Origin of the sequence: Pseudomonas sp. URIL14HWK12:I12 (genome assembly GCF_003097135.1) — a bacterium.
In the GTDB taxonomy this organism is placed as follows: domain Bacteria; phylum Pseudomonadota; class Gammaproteobacteria; order Pseudomonadales; family Pseudomonadaceae; genus Aquipseudomonas.
This window is the reverse complement of record NZ_QEQL01000001.1, coordinates 1,242,141-1,259,036: the sequence shown is the minus strand read 5'-3', so window position 1 is coordinate 1,259,036 and position 16,896 is coordinate 1,242,141. Positions and strand designations below refer to the sequence as shown.

The 16,896-nt window shown below is 63.9% G+C and carries 17 protein-coding genes; 4 read left to right on the top strand and 13 right to left on the bottom strand.

The window, feature by feature from the left end:
* Positions 1-30: 30 nt before the first annotated feature.
* The 10 genes from F474_RS05880 to F474_RS05835 all read right to left on the bottom strand — a co-directional run bounded on the left by F474_RS05880 (position 31) and on the right by F474_RS05835 (position 10,743).
* Positions 31-795: an ABC transporter ATP-binding protein gene (locus F474_RS05880; protein WP_097083482.1), complete on the bottom strand. Its 765-nt coding sequence runs from the start codon at positions 793-795 to the stop codon at positions 31-33.
* Positions 796-807: 12 nt separating this feature from the next.
* A complete protein-coding gene (locus tag F474_RS05875; protein ID WP_097083483.1) occupies positions 808-1,926 on the bottom strand; it encodes a succinylglutamate desuccinylase/aspartoacylase family protein in 1,119 nt (372 codons plus the stop codon).
* A gap of 10 nt (positions 1,927-1,936) precedes the next feature.
* Positions 1,937-2,647, bottom strand: coding sequence for an ABC transporter permease (locus F474_RS05870; RefSeq protein WP_097083484.1), 711 nt, complete (start codon positions 2,645-2,647; stop codon positions 1,937-1,939).
* On the bottom strand, positions 2,644-3,372 hold the full coding sequence (locus tag F474_RS05865; protein ID WP_097083485.1) for an ABC transporter permease: 729 nt from the start codon (positions 3,370-3,372) through the stop codon (positions 2,644-2,646). Before F474_RS05865 ends, F474_RS05870 begins: the two co-directional genes overlap by 4 nt.
* Before the next feature lie 67 nt (positions 3,373-3,439).
* Positions 3,440-4,222, bottom strand: coding sequence for a transporter substrate-binding domain-containing protein (locus tag F474_RS05860; RefSeq protein ID WP_097083486.1), 783 nt, complete (start codon positions 4,220-4,222; stop codon positions 3,440-3,442).
* Positions 4,223-4,465: 243 nt separating this feature from the next.
* On the bottom strand, positions 4,466-6,109 hold the full coding sequence (locus F474_RS05855; RefSeq protein ID WP_097083487.1) for an ATP-dependent DNA ligase: 1,644 nt from the start codon (positions 6,107-6,109) through the stop codon (positions 4,466-4,468).
* A 12-nt stretch (positions 6,110-6,121) separates the two neighbouring features.
* On the bottom strand, positions 6,122-7,123 hold the full coding sequence (locus tag F474_RS05850; protein ID WP_097083488.1) for a ligase-associated DNA damage response exonuclease: 1,002 nt from the start codon (positions 7,121-7,123) through the stop codon (positions 6,122-6,124).
* Between the two features lie 53 nt (positions 7,124-7,176).
* Positions 7,177-9,018, bottom strand: coding sequence for an ABC transporter ATP-binding protein (locus F474_RS05845; RefSeq protein ID WP_097083489.1), 1,842 nt, complete (start codon positions 9,016-9,018; stop codon positions 7,177-7,179).
* Positions 9,019-9,048: 30 nt separating this feature from the next.
* Positions 9,049-9,609, bottom strand: coding sequence for a peptidylprolyl isomerase (locus tag F474_RS05840; protein WP_097083490.1), 561 nt, complete (start codon positions 9,607-9,609; stop codon positions 9,049-9,051).
* Positions 9,610-9,834: 225 nt separating this feature from the next.
* Positions 9,835-10,743: a LysR family transcriptional regulator gene (locus F474_RS05835; protein WP_097083491.1), complete on the bottom strand. Its 909-nt coding sequence runs from the start codon at positions 10,741-10,743 to the stop codon at positions 9,835-9,837.
* Positions 10,744-10,879: 136 nt separating this feature from the next.
* Between F474_RS05835 and F474_RS05830 the strand changes: the two genes are divergently transcribed.
* Positions 10,880-11,743, top strand: a complete 864-nt coding sequence (locus F474_RS05830; RefSeq protein ID WP_097083492.1) for an EamA family transporter — start codon at positions 10,880-10,882, stop codon at positions 11,741-11,743.
* Between the two features lie 61 nt (positions 11,744-11,804).
* Here F474_RS05830 and F474_RS05825 read toward each other — a convergent pair whose 3' ends face one another.
* Positions 11,805-13,238 (bottom strand): M48 family metalloprotease, encoded by a 1,434-nt coding sequence (locus F474_RS05825; protein WP_097083493.1) that lies wholly within the window; start codon positions 13,236-13,238, stop codon positions 11,805-11,807.
* A gap of 142 nt (positions 13,239-13,380) precedes the next feature.
* Here F474_RS05825 and F474_RS05820 point away from each other — a divergent pair, with 142 nt between their 5' ends.
* Together F474_RS05820 and F474_RS05815 are read left to right on the top strand one after the other, a co-directional pair.
* Positions 13,381-13,620 carry a sulfurtransferase TusA family protein gene (locus tag F474_RS05820; protein WP_097083494.1) on the top strand — a complete coding sequence of 80 codons (240 nt, stop codon included), beginning with the start codon at positions 13,381-13,383 and terminating at the stop codon, positions 13,618-13,620.
* 20 nt (positions 13,621-13,640) lie between these two features.
* A complete protein-coding gene (locus F474_RS05815) occupies positions 13,641-14,714 on the top strand; it encodes an AI-2E family transporter (RefSeq protein WP_097083495.1) in 1,074 nt (357 codons plus the stop codon).
* 44 nt (positions 14,715-14,758) lie between these two features.
* On the opposite strand, the gene F474_RS05810 is transcribed toward F474_RS05815, so the two are convergent.
* Both F474_RS05810 and F474_RS05805 read right to left on the bottom strand, forming a co-directional pair.
* On the bottom strand, positions 14,759-15,223 hold the full coding sequence (locus tag F474_RS05810; protein WP_097083496.1) for a peroxiredoxin: 465 nt from the start codon (positions 15,221-15,223) through the stop codon (positions 14,759-14,761).
* Between the two features lie 10 nt (positions 15,224-15,233).
* A complete protein-coding gene (locus F474_RS05805; protein WP_097083497.1) occupies positions 15,234-15,794 on the bottom strand; it encodes a glycine cleavage system protein R in 561 nt (186 codons plus the stop codon).
* A 207-nt stretch (positions 15,795-16,001) separates the two neighbouring features.
* On the opposite strand from F474_RS05805, the gene dapA reads away from it, so the two are divergent.
* A complete protein-coding gene (gene dapA / locus F474_RS05800) occupies positions 16,002-16,880 on the top strand; it encodes a 4-hydroxy-tetrahydrodipicolinate synthase (RefSeq protein ID WP_097083498.1) in 879 nt (292 codons plus the stop codon).
* Positions 16,881-16,896: the final 16 nt, after the last annotated feature.

Sequence of the window (16,896 nt, the reverse complement as noted above, 5' to 3'; positions counted from 1 at the left end):
CAACAGCGCGCCGGTGCCGGTTCGCTTGGCTTACTTGAGGTTGCCGCTCAGGAACTGGCGCAGCCGCTCGCTGGTGGGATTGCCCAGCACCTGCTCGGGCTCGCCCTGTTCCTCGATCAGGCCCTTGTGGAGAAACACCACTTGGCTTGCCACCTGGCGGGCAAAGGCCATCTCGTGCGTGACCATGATCATGGTGCGGCCTTCCTCGGCTAGCCCTTGGATCACCTTGAGCACTTCGCCCACCAGCTCAGGGTCGAGGGCCGACGTAGGCTCGTCGAACAGCATCACCTCAGGTTCCATCGCCAGTGCCCGGGCGATGGCCACGCGCTGTTGCTGGCCGCCGGAGAGAAACGCAGGGTACTGGCCGGCCACGCGTTCGGGCAGGCCGACCTTCTCCAGGTAACGGCGGGCGCGCTCCTCGGCTTCCTGTTTGCCCAGGCCCAGCACCTTGCGCGGTGCCAGGGTGATGTTGTCGAGCACACTCAGGTGGCTCCACAGGTTGAAATGCTGGAACACCATCGCCAGCCGTGTGCGCAAGCGCTGCAGCTCGGAGGGGTCGGCCACTTGCAGGCCTTCGCGCCCGCTGACCATGCGAATCGGCTGGCCGTCGAGTGTCATGGCGCCATCGTTGGGCGTTTCCAGAAAATTGATGCAGCGCAAGAAGGTGCTCTTGCCAGAGCCACTGGCGCCGATCAGGCAGATCACATCGCCACTTTTGGCCTTCAGCGACACCCCTTTGAGCACTTCGTTGTCGCCATAGCTTTTATGCAGGCCGTCGATGGTCAGTTTGTACATGCGCAAGGCGCCTCACGGAGAAAGTAGATAGCCACTGCGGAACGCCTCGGTTCCGGCGACGTGTGCGATGACCATGCCGGCGGTGGCCATGCGCCGCAGGGAACGGGCGTAGAGCAGCCCGGCATTGCGGTTGTGCACGGCGGTGACACGGTCTGTTATGGGGTCGATCACTTCAGCGATCAGTTGCCCGGCTTCCAGGTATTCCCCGGGCTGGGCGCAGAACACCAGCACGCCGCCGTCGGGCGTGGCCACCGGCTCGACGGCCGCAAGCGGTGTGGCGGGGTAGAGCAGCTCCGGCTGGGGGTCTGGGGTGCCGCCGATGGCGCCGTGGTGAGTCAGGTAGTTGATCAGGGCCTGGCAGTCGCGGCTGGCCAGGGCGTGATTCACATCGCCTTGGCCACGCAGCTCCAGCGTGACGCTGAAGCTGCCATCCGGGATCGGGAACTGGTTGTCGAAGCGCTGCTTGAGCTGCCACCACAGCAGGCTGAAGCATTCGTCGAACGACTGCCCGCCGGAATCGGTCGCCAGCAGATTCGCCTGGGAGCCGAGGTAGCGTGCCAGCGGCTCTACCTTTGGCCAGGCTTCGGGGGTGGTGTACAGGTGCTCTACCGCTTCGAAGTCGCAGTGCAGGTCGAGCACCATGTCGGCGTCACAGGCCAGTTGCTGCAGCGTCAGGCGCAAGGCCTGTAGCTGCGTGGCGGGGCGCTCGGCGGCCAGGGCCTGGCGCAGCGCCTGGCGGATGACTGCCAGGTTGTGCTGCGGGTCGAGGGTGAGCTGTGCGTGCACCGCGTCGCCCACTTCAGTGGCAAGGTCAACGAAATGGCGGTTGAAGTTCTCGCCGCTTTCGAGCTGGTAGCGGCCCAGCGGGGTGTCCATCAGTACCTGTTCCAGGCCGATGGGGTTGGCCAGCGGCACCAACACGATCTGGTGGCGCAGGCGGCCGGCGTTTTCCAGCTCCGCCAGGCGTTGCTTCAGGTGCCAGGCCACCAGCATGCCGGGCAGTTCGTCGGCATGTAGCGAGGCCTGGATGTACACCTTGCCCGGCGCATCGGCCGGGCCGTAGTGGAAGCTCTCGATGTGCCGCGCGGTGCCGGGTACCGGGCTTTGCAGAGGGTGTGAACGGTGTTGCATGGGCGATCCCTCAATGAGCCGGGCCGAGGAAGGCCAGCCAGCGGCGTTCGGCCAGGCGGAACAGCCCCACCAGGGTGAAGGTGATGGCCAGGTACAGCACCGCGGCGATGCCGAAGGACTGGAACGTCATGTAGGTTGCCGAGTTCGCGTCGCGCGCCACCTTGAGGATGTCCGGCACCGTGGCGGTGAAGGCGACGGTAGTGGCGTGCAGCATCAGGATCACTTCGTTGCTGTAGTAAGGCAGCGCGCGGCGCAGTGCCGAGGGCAGGATCACGTGCGCATACAGCTTGAAACCCGACAGCCCGTATGCCTTGGCGGCTTCGATCTCGCCATGGGCCATGCTGCGAATCGCCCCAGCGAAGATCTCGGTGGTGTAGGCGCAGGTGTTGAGGGCGAAGGCCAGGATGGTGCAGTTCATCGCGTCGCGGAAAAACGCATTGAGCATCGGCTGGTCGCGTACCCCTTCCAGGCTGTAGATGCCGGTGTAGAAGATCAGCAGCTGGATGTAAAGCGGCGTGCCGCGGAACACGTAGGTGTAGAACTGCACGGGCCAGCGCAGCCAAAGCCTGGGCGAGCAGCGCGCTACCGCCAGTGGGATCGAGACCACGAAGCCGATGCCGACCGAGGCGATCAGCAACCAGAGGGTCATGGCAAGGCCGGTGATGTTGTTGCCGTCGGTCCAGAGGAACGCCTGCCAGTATTCCTGAAGCAGTTCGATCATCGCGTGGCCTCCCGGCTGCCGACATTGAAGCGCCGCTCCAGGCGGCGCATGACGAAGTTGGAGGCGCTGGTGATGGCCAGGTAGATCAGGCCCGCGAGCACCAGAAAGTAGAACAACTGGTAGGTGCTCTTGCCGGCGTCCTGCGCGGCCTTGACCACATCGGCCAGGCCAATGATCGAGACCAGTGCGGTGGCCTTGAGGATCACCATCCAGTTGTTGCCCAGCCCCGGCAGGGCGTAGCGCATCATCTGCGGGAACACCACATGGCGAAAGCGCTGGCCACGGCTCATGCCATAGGCGGTGGCCGCTTCGACCTGCCCGCGCGGCACGGCGAGAATGGCGCCGCGAAAGGTTTCGGTGAAATAGGCGCCGTAGATGAAGCCCAGGGTGATGACACCGGCAATGAACGGGTCGATCTCGAAGTAGTCCCACTCCAGCGCATCGGTGAGGCTGTTGAGCCAGATCTGCAGGCTGTAGAAGATCAACAGCATCAGCACCAGGTCGGGCACGCCGCGAATGAGTGTGGTGTAGAGCTGCGCGGCCCAGCGAAACATGGCCACGCGGGAAAGTTTGGCGCTGGCGCCGATGAGCCCGAGCACGACGCTCACGGCCAGCGACAGCAGGGAAAGCTTGACGGTCATCCAGGTGCCTTGCAGCAGCAAAGGCCCAAAGCCCTTCAGGCTCAATGCAGAGAGCCCTAGGCTCTGCAACAGGTGATCGAGCATGTATCAACCCTTATGCGGTCAATAAAAGCGCCCGCACCCTTGTGGGGCGCGGGCGCTCGGGGGCAGCTTACTTGCCGCTGTACAGGTTCAGGTCACCGAAGTGCTTTTTCTGGATTTCGGCGTACGTGCCGTCATCGTGCAGGGCCTTGATGCCCTTGTTGAGCAGGGCTTGCAGGTCCTTGTTGCCTTTCTTGATGCCGATGGCGGTCTTGGCCGGCAGCAGCTCGCTTTCAAAAGGCTTGGAGACTTCGTAGTCAGCACCTTGCGGCGACTTCAAGAAGCCCAGCTCGGCTTGCAGCATGTCTTGCAGCGAGGCGTCCAGGCGGCCAGACACCAGGTCGGCGTAGACTTGGTCCTGGTTCTGGTAAGCCTGGGTTTTCACGCCGTTCTTCTCCAGCACGCCCTTGGCATAGGCTTCCTGGATGGTGCCTTGCTCGTAGCCGACGGTCTTGCCTTTGAGGGTGGCGTTGTCTTGAGTGAAACCTGCGCCCTTTTTGAACACCAGTGCGGTGGGGCCAGAGAACAGCTCATCGGAGAAGTCGATGGCCTTTTCACGCGCCGGGGTGACGGTGAGCGAAGAGATCACGCCGTCGAACTTATTGGCCTTCAGGCCCGGAATCATGCCGTCGAAATCGTTCTCGACCCATTTGCAGGTGACTTTCAGTTCCTTGCAGATGGCATTGCCCAGGTCGATGTCAAAACCCACCAGGCTGCCGTCGGCGGCCTTGGACTCGAACGGTGCGTAGGACGGGTCGACGCCAAAGCGCAGCTCTTTGTAGTCCTTGGCCACGGCAGCGCCGGCGGACAGGCAGAGCGCCAGGGCAGAAAGGGTCAGCCATGCTTTTTTCATTGTGCAGTCCTTAAAAAACCTGAAAGGCGTGGTTCACGGGAAGCGTTACCGGCAGAGGCCAGGTGCCATCGTGATAGCAAATTTCGCACCATCGTGCAGGCTTTGCCAGAGCCGGGGCGCCTGGCAATCCCTTTCCGTCGCAGTTCTGAAAGAAATGGCCCGCAAGGCCGCCGTTGAGCCATGGGGCATGCGCCAAATCAGAGCAGGCGGTGTTGCCCGCGCCATTGTGGTGCGCGTTTCGACTCAACTCAACAGCTCGTGTAACACTGCCAGGGTATCGGCTTGTTCGACAGGCTTGTCATGGCGCCAGCGAAGCAAGCGGGGAAAGCGCACGGCGATGCCGCTTTTGTGCCGTTTCGACAAGGCAATGCCCTCAAAAGCCAGCTCGAATACCTGAGTGGGGGTAACACTGCGCACCGGCCCGAACTTTTCGAGGGTGGTGCGCCGTACCAGTGCGTCCACCTGGCGCATTTCTTCGTCGGTGAGCCCGGAGTACGCCTTGGCGAAGGGCACCAGTTGGCGCTCGCTGGCCTCAGGCGGGCCGTCCCACACCGCGAAGGTATAGTCGGTGTAGAGATTGGCGCGCCGGCCGTGGCCGGCCTGGGCATAGATCAGCACCGCGTCCACGGTGAAGGGGTCGACTTTCCACTTCCACCAGGTGCCGACGTCTTTAGTGCGGCCCACACCGTACTGCGCATCACAGGCTTTGAGCATCATGCCCTCGACGCCGCGGCTACGGGATTCTTCGCGCACCTGCGCCAGCGCTTCCCAGCTGTCGGCCTGGATCACCGGGGACGGTTGCAGCAAGGGCAGGGGGATGTGCTTGAGCAGTTGATCCAGCTGGGCGCGGCGCTCGCTTTGAGGGCGGCTGCGCCAATCATCGCCCTGCCATTGCAGCAGGTCGTAAGCCAGCAGCACCACCGGCGCCTCTTGCAGCAGTTTTTTGCCCAGCGTCTTGCGGCCCAGGCGGGTTTGCAGCAGGGCGAACGGTTGAACGCCGGTGCCCTCGTGCCACACGACGATTTCGCCGTCGAGCACGGTGCCATCGGGTAGGTGATCGAGCAGAGCCTGGAATTCGGGGAACCGCTCGGTTACCAGTTCCTCGCCACGAGACCACACCCACAGTTGGCCATCGCGCTTGACCAGCTGCGCGCGGATCCCGTCCCACTTCCATTCGGCTTGCCAGTGCTCGATCGGCCCGAGGCGTTCGTCGAATTGCGCCACGGGCACCTGCAAGGGGTGGGCAAGAAAGAAGGGGTAAGGCTGGCCCCCGCGCAGGGCGTGTTCGTCTTCGCTGGGCGGGGCGATCAACGCCAGGTAGGCCGCGGCACTGGGGCGGTGGGAGAGGTCGGTGTAGCCCACCAAACGTTGCGCGACCTGTTTAGGATCGAGCTCGGCCAGGCTTGCCAGTGCGCGGGTGACCAGCAATTTGGACACGCCCACCCGGAAACTGCCCGTGATCAGCTTGATGCACAGCATCAACTCTGCCCGGTCGAGCTGCGACCACAGCTCGGGCAGCTTCTGGTGCAGGGTTTCCGGGGGCAGGCCGCGCAATGGCAGCAGCGCCTGCTCGACCCACCAGGCCAGGCCTTCGCGGCTCTGGCTGGGTTGATCGGGCAGCACCAGCGATACGGTTTCGGCCAGGTCGCCCACACTGTGGTAGCTCTCTTCGAACAGCCATTGCGGCAGGCCGGCCATGGCCTGGGCCACCTCTCTCAGCACGCGGCTGGGCACCAGTTGCCGCGGGCGGCCGCCGGCAAGAAAGTACACTGCCCAGGCGGCGTCTTCGGCGGGCGCGTCGGCGAAATACGCTTGCAGGGCGGCCAGCCGAGCGTTGCTGGAGGTCGTGGCGTCGAGGCGGGCATAAAGTTGTGCAAAGGCCTGCATGGGTGGCTCCTGTCAGGCGGCTTCTTCCGGGTCACCGTAGGCTTCTATCTTCATCTCCCGGCCATCGAGCCCCTGCTCGCAGAGGTAGCGTGCCAGCACGGAGGTGGAGCCGTGAGTCACCATCACCCGTTCGGCGCCGGTCTGCTCGATGGCCCAGAGCAGGCCTGGCCAGTCAGCGTGGTCGGAGAGTACGAAGCCTCGATCCACCCCCCGGCGGCGACGTGCCCCGCGCAAGCGCATCCAGCCGCTGGCGAAGCCGTCGCTGTAGTCACCAAAGCGGCGCATCCAGGTGCTGCCGGCCGCCGAGGGCGGCGCCACGATCAGCGCCTGGCGCAGCAATGGGTCGGTTTTCTTGAAATCAGTGGCATAGAGCGTCTCGGGCAAATAGATGCCACCTTCCCGGTAAACGCGGTTCAGCGGCTCTACCGACCCGTGGGCCAGGATCGGGCCGATGCTGGCATCGATACCGTGCAGGATGCGCTGGGCTTTGCCGAAGGAATAGGCGAACAGCACGCTCGGGCGCTCGGCCTGGGCATTGGCCCGCCACCATTGGTTGATCTCGTCGAACACCTCACGCTGGGGTTGCCAGCGGTAGATCGGCAGGCCGAAGGTGGATTCGGTGATGAAGCAGTGGCAGCGCACTGGCTCGAACGGCTCACAGGTACCGTCGGCCTCGACCTTGTAGTCACCCGAAGCCACCCACACTTCACCCTGATGCTCAACGCGCACCTGCGCCGATCCCAAGACGTGCCCAGCGGGGTGAAAGCTCAACGTCACGCCGTGATGATCGATGCGCTCGCCATAAGCCAAGGTCTGCAGGTTGATGGTTTCGCCCAGGCGGGCGCGCAGGATGCCTGCGCCGGGGGTGGCGCTGAGGTAGTGCTGGCTGCCCGTGCGGGCATGGTCGCCGTGGCCGTGGGTGATCACCGCTCGCTCCACTGGGCGCCAGGGGTCGATGTAGAAGTCGCCGGCGGCGCAGTAGAGGCCTTCGGGGCGGGCGATGATCAGGTCCATCCGGTGCTCCTGTGTGCTGTGTGTCGCCTGGCCAGCCGCCCGAGGCAGCCCTTTCAGTCCAGCCCGACGAACCCGCCGGTCTGGTGCCTCCACAACCGCGCATACAAGCCTTTCTGCGCCAAGAGCTCTTCATGGCTGCCCAACTCGACAATCTGGCCTTTTTCCATCACCACCAGGCGGTCCATTTTGGCAATGGTCGAAAGGCGGTGAGCGATGGCGATCACGGTTTTGCCTTCCATCAAACTCTCAAGGCTCTCCTGAATCGCCGCCTCGACTTCCGAATCCAGCGCTGAAGTCGCTTCATCCAGCACCAGGATGGGGGCGTTCTTGAGCAGCACACGGGCGATGGCGATGCGCTGGCGCTGGCCGCCGGACAGCTTCACGCCACGCTCGCCGACGTGCGAATCCAGGCCTACGCGGCCCTGGGCATCGGAAAGCAACGGGATGAACTCGTCGGCCTTGGCATCGTGAATGGCGCGCAGCACTTCTTCTTCGGTGGCGTAGGGCCGGCCATACATGAGGTTCTCGCGGATCGAGCGGTGCAGCAGCGAGGTGTCCTGGGTGATCAGGCCGATCTGCGAGCGCAGGCTGTCTTGTTGCACCTCGGCAATGTCCTGGCCATCGATGAGGATGCGACCCTCGTCGAGCTCATACAGGCGCAGCAACAGGTTGACCAATGTGGACTTGCCTGCCCCGGAAGGGCCGAGCAGGCCGATTTTCTCGCCGGGGCGGATGTTCAGTGTCAGCCCCGGGATGACAGGGCGTGCCTTGCCGTAATGGAACGTGATGTTCTCGAAATCGATGCGGCCTTCGCTGATCTTCAGCGGCAGGGCCTGCGGTTTGTCGGCAACGGCAATGGGCTGGGCGATGGTTTGCAGGCCGTCTTGCACCATGCCGATGTTTTCGAAAATGCCATTGACCACCCACATGATCCAGCCAGACATGTTGACGATACGGATCACCAAGCCTGTGGCCAGCGCGATCACGCCGACGCTGAGCAGGCCGTGGGTCCACAACCACAGGGCAAGGCCAGTGGTGCATACGATGAGCAGGCCGTTGAGGATGGTGATGGTCACATCCATCTCGGTAATCACCCGGTTGGCGTACTGGGTTTTTTCGGTCTGCTCGCTGATGGCTTCGCGGGCGTACTGTTGCTCAAGGTTGGTGTGGGCGAACAGCTTCAAGGTGGTGATGTTGCTGTAGCCGTCGACGATGCGGCCCATCAGCTTGGAGCGAGCGTCGGAAGAGATCACCGAACGCGCCTGTACTCTTGGCACGAAGTACCACAGCGCAATGGCGAAGGCGAAGATCCAGATCACCAGGGGTACCATCATGCGCCAGTCGGCCTCGGCGAACAGCACCAGGGAGCTGACGGCATAGATGGTCACGTGCCAGAGGGCGTCCATGGCCTGCACGGCCGAGTCCCGCAACGAGTTGCCGGTCTGCATGATGCGCTGGGCGATGCGCCCGGCGAAGTCATTCTGAAAGAAGGTCATGCTCTGGCGGAGCACGTAGTTGTGGTTCTGCCAGCGGATCATGCTGGTCATGCCTGGGGTGATCGACTGATGCACCAGCAGGTCGTGCAGCCCTACGAAAACCGGGCGCAGCACCAGCGCCACGATGACCATCCACACCAATTGCCCCCAGTGCTCGCTAAAGAAGTCCTTGGCCGAGGTGGTGTTGGTCATGTCGATGATTTCAGAGAGGTAGCTGAACAGCGCCACCTCGATCAGCGCTGCAATCAGCCCTACCGCCAGCAAAGCAACGAAGCTGGGCCACACCTGGCGGATGTAATACAGGTAGAAGGGCCACACCTTGCCGGGCGGCGCATCGGTTGGTGCGTCGCGGAACACATTGATCCACTGTTCGAAGCGGCGGTGAAGCGCAGACAGCATGGCGGGCTCTCCTGTTCTGGCAGCAGCCGATCAGTCGATGCGCTTGGCGCTCTTGATCATGATCGGGTTGGACGGCACGTTCTGCATGCCGCGTTGCGTGGTGGTGGGCGCGTTGACGATCTGATCGACGACATCCATGCCCTGGGTGACCTTACCGAACACGGCATAGCCGAAGTCGCGGCCGCCGTGGTCGAGGAAGTCGTTGTCCTTGACGTTGATGAAGAACTGCGCCGTCGCCGAGTCGACGACCGAGGTGCGGGCCATGGCCACGGTGCCACGCACGTTGCGCAAGCCATTGTCGGCTTCGTTCTTGATCGGAGCCTGGGTGGGTTTTTCAGCCATGTCGCGGGTGAAACCGCCGCCCTGGACCATGAAGCCTGGGATCACGCGGTGGAAAATGGTGTTGTTGTAGAACCCGGAATCGACGTACTTCAGGAAGTTGGCGGTGCTGATCGGCGCTTTCTCGGCGTCCAGCTCCAGGGTGACCTGGCCAAAATCAGTAGCTAATTGCACGTGCGGGTGCTTGTCGTCAGCCAGGGCAGCGGTGGAGAGCGCCATTGCGCAGGCAGCGATGCAGAATTTCTTGAGCATGGATTCACGGATCCTTGTACGTGGAATCAACCGCAGCAACCGAGTGCCGCAGCAGGGGACTGAACCGTTCGGCGTGTTCAGGCGCACAGGGTGACGGGAATTGCCGCTCACTTCCAGTGGCCAGGCACGCGCTTGGGGGCTCAACCCCGGCCGGCATGGTCGTTAAGGCTGGGACAGCCCTTGCGCGGGATCCGTTCAAGCCCATTGCAGGCTTGGTAGGTCAGGTCAGCTCGGTGCCAAGCCAGCGCGCTCCTGATCATCGAAACGGCACAGCAGGTCGGTGAGGATCTGGGTGGCAGGGCCCAGAGGCTTGTCTTTGCTGGCGTACAGGTAAAACACCGGGTTGCGTGTGCTGCCCTGTTCAAGCACCAGCGGCTTCAGGATGCCTTCGCGCAGTTGGCGTTCGATCAGGTGGCGGGGCAGCCACGCAAACCCCAGCCCGCTGCCGACGAACGTGGCGGCCGTAGCCAGGCTGCCTACCGTCCAGCGTTGCTCGGCGCCGAGCCAGCCAACGTCGCGCGGCTGATGGCGGCCCGAATCGCGGATCACCACCTGCAGCTGGCTCTCCAGGTCTTGAAAGGTGAGTTGGCGGTTGAGCTGGTGCAAAGGGTGGTCGGGGTGGGCGACGGCCACGAACTCCACCGGGTTGAGCTCGGTACCCAGGTAGCCAGGAATGCTGTAACCGCAAATCGCCAAGTCGGTGCCTTCCTTGAGCACTTCCTCGACCCCCGACAGCACCTCTTCACGCAGGCGCACCCGGCAGCCCCGGCTCTGCGGCATGAACGCGGTCAGTGCCTGCACCAGCCGGGCGCTGGGGTAGGCGGCGTCGACCACCAGGCGTACCTCGGCTTCCCACCCTTGCTCCATGTGCAGGGCGAGGTCTTCGAGCTGGCTGGCCTGCTTGACCAGCTGCCGCGAGCGTCGCAGCAGCACTTCGCCGGCTTCGGTCAGCACCGCCTTGCGCCCGTCGATGCGCAGCAAGGGCACGCCCAGCTGCTCCTGCATGCGGCCCACCGTATAGCTTACTGACGACTGCGAACGATGCAGCGCCTCGGCAGCCTGTGCGAAACCGCCGTGGTCCACCACTGCCTGGAGGGTGCGCCATTGATCAAGGGTCACGCGCGGGGCTTTCATTGCAAATCCTTGAAACCGAAAGAAGACCGTGCCAATAAAGCAAAATTTTCGATCGATTGCATGAGGATTTTATAAGGCGCATTGGCAAGGCCTGGCCCAGCGGCTATGGTCGGCGCCTCTGAATGCGAGGGCCACCATGCCGTACCTGTTGCTTGTCACGCTGATCCAGGCGTTTTCCTTCAATCTGATCGGGGTTTACCTGGCCGGCCATGTGGACAGCTACTTCGCCGTGCTGGCGAGGGTGGTGCTGGCCGGGCTGGTGTTTCTGCCGCTGACCCACTGGCGGCAGGTGCCTGCCCGGCTACGCCGCGGGATGCTGGCGATCGGTGCGCTGCAGTTTGGCGTGACCTACGTGTGCCTGTACCTGAGCTTTCGCGTGTTGACGGTGCCTGAGGTGCTGCTGTTCACCATCCTGACGCCAGTGCACGTGACGCTGATCGAGGATGCACTGAACCGCCGCTTCAACGGTTGGGCGCTGATGGCAGCGCTCGTGGCGGTGGCAGGTGCGGCGGTCATTCGGTTCGATCACCTCGATGGCGATTTCCTGGGGGGCTTTTTGCTGCTGCAGCTGGCCAACTTCACCTATGCCGCCGGGCAGGTGCTGTACAAGCACCTGATGGCGCGCGAGGGGATCGAAGGGCCCCAGTATCGGCATTTTGGGTACTTCTTCGCTGGCGCGTTGCTGGTGGCCCTGCCGGCTTACCTGGCGTTCGGCAATTTCAGCCGGTTGCCCGACACGCCGCTGCAATGGGGCGTGCTGGTGTTTCTGGGCTGGGTGGCGACGGCGCTGGGGATGTACGCCTGGAACCGCGGCGCCTGCCTGGTCAGCGGGGCGACGCTGGCGGTAATGAACAACCTGCATGTGCCGGTGGGGCTGGTGCTGAACCTGCTCATCTGGAACCACAGCGAGCCGCTGGGGCGCCTGGCGCTGGGAGGCGCGGTGATCGCCGGTTCGGTGTGGATCAGCCGGCGGGCTTCTCGCGGTTACCGGCCGGGCTGACTCCTCGGGCTAAGATGCCGAGCGGTGTGGGAGGCCGGCTTGCCGGGCGGCGCGGGGTGATTCAGCGCATCATGTCTTTGGCCATCCGCGCCTGTTCGCGGATCTCCTTTTCCCGGGCGTCGATTCGCGAGGCCAGTGGGAAGTTGTCTGCGGCGCGGCGCTTGGCGAATTCCAGCTGCTGCTCGGCGCCTTTGTAGTCGCCGGTGAGGGCCAGGTATTCGGCGCGTGCCTGGTAGGAGCCGATGATGTTGCCGTTGAGCCCGCGGGCGTCGGCCACCAGGCTCCAGACATCCGGGTCATGGGGGCGGCTGTCGAGCAACTGGTTCAGGCCTTTTTCCGCCTCGGCGTTGCGGTTCTGCTTGAGCAGCAGGTTGATGCGCATCTGGTTCAGCGGGTAGCTGTCGGGGTACTGCGCCAGCATCGTGTCGACGCGCTTCTGCGCATCGGGCAGGCGGTTGTTGGTGATATCGAGCTCTACCTCGGCCAGGTTCAGCGTGAGGTCGTTGGGGTTGGCCGCCAGCAACGGGCGCAGGGTTTCGCGCGCTTCGTTGAGCTGGCCGGCCTTGGTCAGCGAGAGCGCCAGGCCATAGCGGGCGCCGTTGTCCTTGGGGTTCTCGTCGAGCCGCGCGCGAAAGCGCTTGGTGGCCATGCCGGGGGAGTCTTCGTAGATCAGCTGCGCGCGAGCGCGCATGTACTGATACACCTGGCTGTCTTCCTTGCCGCCGGGCTTGGCCTGTTCGGCGCGGTTGCGGGTGTCGGCGATGCGCGACTCGGTGACCGGGTGGGTGAGCAGGAATTCAGGCGGCCGGCCGCCGTATTGGTACTGCTTGGCCAGGCGCTCGAACATGTTGGGCATGTTGCGCGGGTCGTAGCCGGCGCGCTCCAGGGTCAGGATGCCGGCGCGGTCAGCTTCGGCCTCGTTCTGTCGAGAGAAGCCCAGTTGGTTCTGGATGGCCGCCGCCTGGGTGCCGAAGATGGTCGCCATGCCGGCGTCACCGGCACCGGCGGCCGCCATCACCACCCCGGCCAGCAAACCGGCCATCAAAGGAATCTGCATGTGCTGCTGCGCTTCGACGCCACGGGCGAAGTGCCGCTGCGAAAGGTGCCCCAGCTCGTGCGCCAGCACCGCGGCGTACTGGCCTTCGGTTTCGGCGCCCAGGAACAGCCCGCCATTCACGCCGATGATTCCGCCGGGCGCGGCGAAGGCGTTGAGCTCCTTGCTGTCGACCAGGATGAATTCCAGCCGCCGGTCCTGAACCTCACTGCTTTCGGCGAGCCGATACACGCTGTTCTCGACGTAATCCTTGAGCTGCGGGTCGGAAAGTTGCCCCACCTGGCCTCGCAGCATGCTCAGCCAGGCGCGGCCCAGGTCGTGCTCCTGTTGGGGCGACACGATCGAGGAAGTCGAGTCGCCCAGCGATGGCAGGTCATCAGCGTGGCTGGGCAGGGCCAGCAGGCAAGCGAGCGTGAGCAGGGCAGGGCGCAGGAAGGTCATCCGTGGGGCTCGGGCAGCAAAAAGCAGACTGTACGGGGCGGGAGTGCCCCGCTGCAAGCCTGCGGCACGGGCCTGTGGCTCGCTTGCGGCACGAGGGCGCAAGCCTGTAACGTCCAGGCTTTGCTATCGGTCAGAATTTCCCATGAATGATGTAACCCAATGTGACGCGGAGCTCGATGCGAGCGGTCTGAATTGTCCACTGCCTTTGCTCAAGGCCAAGCTGGCCCTCAACGGGCTGGCCCGCGGTGAAGTGCTCAAGGTCATCGCTACCGACGCCGGGTCGCAGCGGGATTTTCGTGCCTTCGCCCAATTGGCCGGGCACGCTTTGCTGCACGAAACGGTCGAAGGCGAACGCTTCATCTATTGGCTCAGGAAGGCCTGACCGCGCTAACGGAACCTGCGATGTTCAAACTGCTGCAAGACTGGACCCAGCGTTATTTCTCCGACGAAGAAGCCGTAGCCCTGGTGGTGCTGCTGGTGCTGGCGTTCACCGTGGTGCTGACGGTCGGCGGCATGCTCGCGCCAGTGCTGGCCGGGATGGTGCTGTCGTTTCTGATGCACGGGCTTGTGGCGCGCCTGGAGCGCTTCAAGGTGCCCTCAGCGCTGGCGGTCGCGCTGGTGTTCGGGCTGTTCATGGTCGGCGTGGTGGTCTTCGTGGTGGTGCTGGTGCCGCTGCTGTGGCATCAGTTCATCACGCTGGTGAACGAGATGCCCGGCATGCTCGGCAAGGGCCAGTCGCTGCTGTTGCTGCTGCCGGAGCGCTACCCACATCTGGTCACCGACGAGCAGGTGCTGGCGGCGATCGAAACCGCGCGCGGCGAAATCGGCAAATTCGGCCAGTGGGCCCTCACGGTGTCGCTGTCGAGCCTGCGTTTGCTGGTCAACGCCATGATCTACTGCGTGCTGGTGCCGATCCTGGTGTTTTTCTTCCTCAAGGACCGGGAGATGATCGGCCGTTGGGTGCGCGGCTATCTGCCACGCCAGCGCGACCTGCTCACCCGTGTGGCCCAGGAGATGAACCGGCAGATCGCCAATTACATCCGTGGCAAGGTGATCGAGATATTCATCTGCGGCGTGGCGACCTACATCGGCTTTCTGGTGATGGGCTTGAACTACGCCGCGCTGCTGGCCTTGTTGGTGGGCGTTTCGGTGGTGGTGCCGTATGTGGGTACGGTGCTGGTGACCGTTCCGGTGGCGATCATCGGGCTGTTCCAGTGGGGCTGGAGCGACCAGTTCATCTACCTGATGGTGGTCTACGGGGTGATCCAGGCACTCGATGGCAACGTGCTGGTGCCGTTGCTGTTTGCCGAGGCGGTGAACCTGCACCCGGTTGCGATCATCTGCGCGGTGCTGCTGTTTGGTGGCCTGTGGGGCTTCTGGGGGGTGTTCTTCGCCATTCCGCTGGCAACCCTGGTCAAGGCGGTGCTCGATGCCTGGCCGAAGAATGACGAGCCGCCGGTGGCGCCGCTGGTCTGACGCTGCGCGAGCCTGCGCGGCGCCACCGGCAAACGGCTGGCGGCTTACAACGGCTGGGTGGCAGCGAGCACTTCGTCGACGTGCCCAGGTACTTTCACCCCGCGCCACTCACGGCGCAGCACGCCGTTGGCGTCGATCAGGAAGGTGCTGCGATCCACGCCAAGGTATTCCTTGCCGTAGAGTTTCTTGAGCTTGATCACATCGAACAACTGGCACAGCGTCTCGTCCTTGTCGCTGATCAGCTCGAAGGTGAAACCCTGCTTGGCCTTGAAGTTCTCATGGCTCTTGATGCCGTCGCGGGAGACGCCGAACACCTCGGCGCCGGCGGCCTTGAATGCGCCCAGCGCATCACGGAAGCCCTGGCCCTGGGTAGTGCACCCCGGGGTGCTGTCTTTGGGGTAGAAGTACAGCACCACCTTGCGGCCCTTGAGGGCGCTGAGCGATACCTCTTGGCCCCCGGTGGCCAGGGCGCTGAATTCGGGAACGGGTTGGTCGACGGCAACGGCCATGCGGGTTTCCTCAGACAGGGTTTTGCGGGCGCCAGGGTTCGATCAGCGCGTCCAGGTTCAGTGCGTCGGCGAAATCAAGGAAGTGATCGCGCAGCCAGCTGATCTGCACACCTGCCGGCAGGGTGACGGTGAAGGTGGCGTTGAGCATCATGCCGCCGGTCTGTGGCGCTTCCCAGGTATCGAGCGTGAGGTTTTCCAGGTCGACGTTGTGGTCGGTGAAGAACTGGCAGAGCTCGCTGACGATGTCGGGGCGATACACGGAGCTTACGTAGGCGACGTAGGGCAGGGCCAGCGGGCGCGCCTCCAGGTTGGCGCTGCGCACCACGTTGATGGTCAGCTCATGGCGCTTGGCCAGGGCAGGCACGCCGGCCTCCAGGCGGGCCAGGGCGTCCCAGTTGCCACCGACCTGCAGCACCAGTGCGCTGAACTCGCCGTGGCGAGTGAGCCGCGAGGTGATCACCGCGCAGCGGTTTTCGTGGGCTGCGCGGCTGAGCACGCTGGTCAGCTCCATGGGGTTGCGGCCAAGGGCGGTGATGACGAGGAACTGTTCGCGAACGGGTGGGGTGGACATGCAGCCTTCCTAAAGCGATGAGCGGCCGGAGGGTTGGGCGTTGGCACCAGGGGCAGCGCAACGGCCCGCGGGCAGTCCCGGCCCGGCCAAAGAAGGAAGGGTACCGAAATTCCCCGGTACAGGGAATGCTCGCCGTACTGGCGGTCGCTTGTGAAAGGCCCGGCGCGCCAGTACCATTACCCGACTTTTTCTGGCAGGAGCGGTTGCATGTACACGGGCAGCATGGTGGCTTTGGTCACTCCAATGAACGCGCAAGGCGATCTGGACTGGGCCAGCCTCGAGAAGCTGGTCGACTTCCACCTCGAAAACGGCACCGATGCGATCGTCGCGGTCGGTACCACCGGTGAGTCGGCTACCCTCGACGTGAACGAGCACATCGATGTCATCAAACGTGTCGTGCAGCAGGTCAACAAACGCATCCCCGTGATCGCCGGCACCGGTGCCAACTCCACCCGCGAGGCGGTCGAGCTTACCCGCAACGCCAAGTCTGCCGGCGCCGACGCCTGCCTGCTAGTAACCCCTTACTACAACCGGCCTACCCAGGAAGGGCTGTTCCAGCACTTCAAGCACATCGCCGAAGCCGTCGCCATTCCTCAGATTCTCTACAACGTGCCAGGCCGCACTGCGTGCGACATGCTGGCCGACACCGTCGCCCGGCTGTCGAAGGTGCCGAACATCATCGGTATCAAGGAAGCCACCGGCGACATGGCGCGTGCCCAGCAGATCCTGGATCGCACCGATGGTGACTTCCTGCTGTTCTCCGGCGACGACATCACGGCTGTCGAGCTGATGCTGCTCGGCGGCAAGGGCAACATTTCGGTCACCGCCAACGTCGCCCCGCGCCAGGTCGCCGACCTGTGCGCCGCCGCGCTGGCCGGGGATGCCGCCAAGGCCCGCGCCATCAACGAGCACCTGATGCCGCTGCACAAGAACCTGTTCATCGAAGCGAATCCCATTCCGGTGAAGTTCGCGATGAACCAACTGGGCCTGATGCCCGAAGGTATTCGTCTGCCGCTCACCTGGTTGAGCGATGCCTGTCAAGAACCGCTGCGGCAGGCCATGCGCCAGTCCGGCGTTTTGGTCTGATCGAGGAAGTACACCG

Coding starts and splice junctions, on each gene's coding strand:
- F474_RS05880 (WP_097083482.1), bottom strand. CDS start 795: ATGTACAAACTGACCATCGACGGCCTGCATAAAAGCTATGGCGACAAC.
- F474_RS05875 (WP_097083483.1), bottom strand. CDS start 1,926: ATGCAACACCGTTCACACCCTCTGCAAAGCCCGGTACCCGGCACCGCG.
- F474_RS05870 (WP_097083484.1), bottom strand. CDS start 2,647: ATGATCGAACTGCTTCAGGAATACTGGCAGGCGTTCCTCTGGACCGAC.
- F474_RS05865 (WP_097083485.1), bottom strand. CDS start 3,372: ATGCTCGATCACCTGTTGCAGAGCCTAGGGCTCTCTGCATTGAGCCTG.
- F474_RS05860 (WP_097083486.1), bottom strand. CDS start 4,222: ATGAAAAAAGCATGGCTGACCCTTTCTGCCCTGGCGCTCTGCCTGTCC.
- F474_RS05855 (WP_097083487.1), bottom strand. CDS start 6,109: ATGCAGGCCTTTGCACAACTTTATGCCCGCCTCGACGCCACGACCTCC.
- F474_RS05850 (WP_097083488.1), bottom strand. CDS start 7,123: ATGGACCTGATCATCGCCCGCCCCGAAGGCCTCTACTGCGCCGCCGGC.
- F474_RS05845 (WP_097083489.1), bottom strand. CDS start 9,018: ATGCTGTCTGCGCTTCACCGCCGCTTCGAACAGTGGATCAATGTGTTC.
- F474_RS05840 (WP_097083490.1), bottom strand. CDS start 9,609: ATGCTCAAGAAATTCTGCATCGCTGCCTGCGCAATGGCGCTCTCCACC.
- F474_RS05835 (WP_097083491.1), bottom strand. CDS start 10,743: ATGAAAGCCCCGCGCGTGACCCTTGATCAATGGCGCACCCTCCAGGCA.
- F474_RS05830 (WP_097083492.1), top strand. CDS start 10,880: ATGCCGTACCTGTTGCTTGTCACGCTGATCCAGGCGTTTTCCTTCAAT.
- F474_RS05825 (WP_097083493.1), bottom strand. CDS start 13,238: ATGACCTTCCTGCGCCCTGCCCTGCTCACGCTCGCTTGCCTGCTGGCC.
- F474_RS05820 (WP_097083494.1), top strand. CDS start 13,381: ATGAATGATGTAACCCAATGTGACGCGGAGCTCGATGCGAGCGGTCTG.
- F474_RS05815 (WP_097083495.1), top strand. CDS start 13,641: ATGTTCAAACTGCTGCAAGACTGGACCCAGCGTTATTTCTCCGACGAA.
- F474_RS05810 (WP_097083496.1), bottom strand. CDS start 15,223: ATGGCCGTTGCCGTCGACCAACCCGTTCCCGAATTCAGCGCCCTGGCC.
- F474_RS05805 (WP_097083497.1), bottom strand. CDS start 15,794: ATGTCCACCCCACCCGTTCGCGAACAGTTCCTCGTCATCACCGCCCTT.
- dapA (WP_097083498.1), top strand. CDS start 16,002: ATGTACACGGGCAGCATGGTGGCTTTGGTCACTCCAATGAACGCGCAA.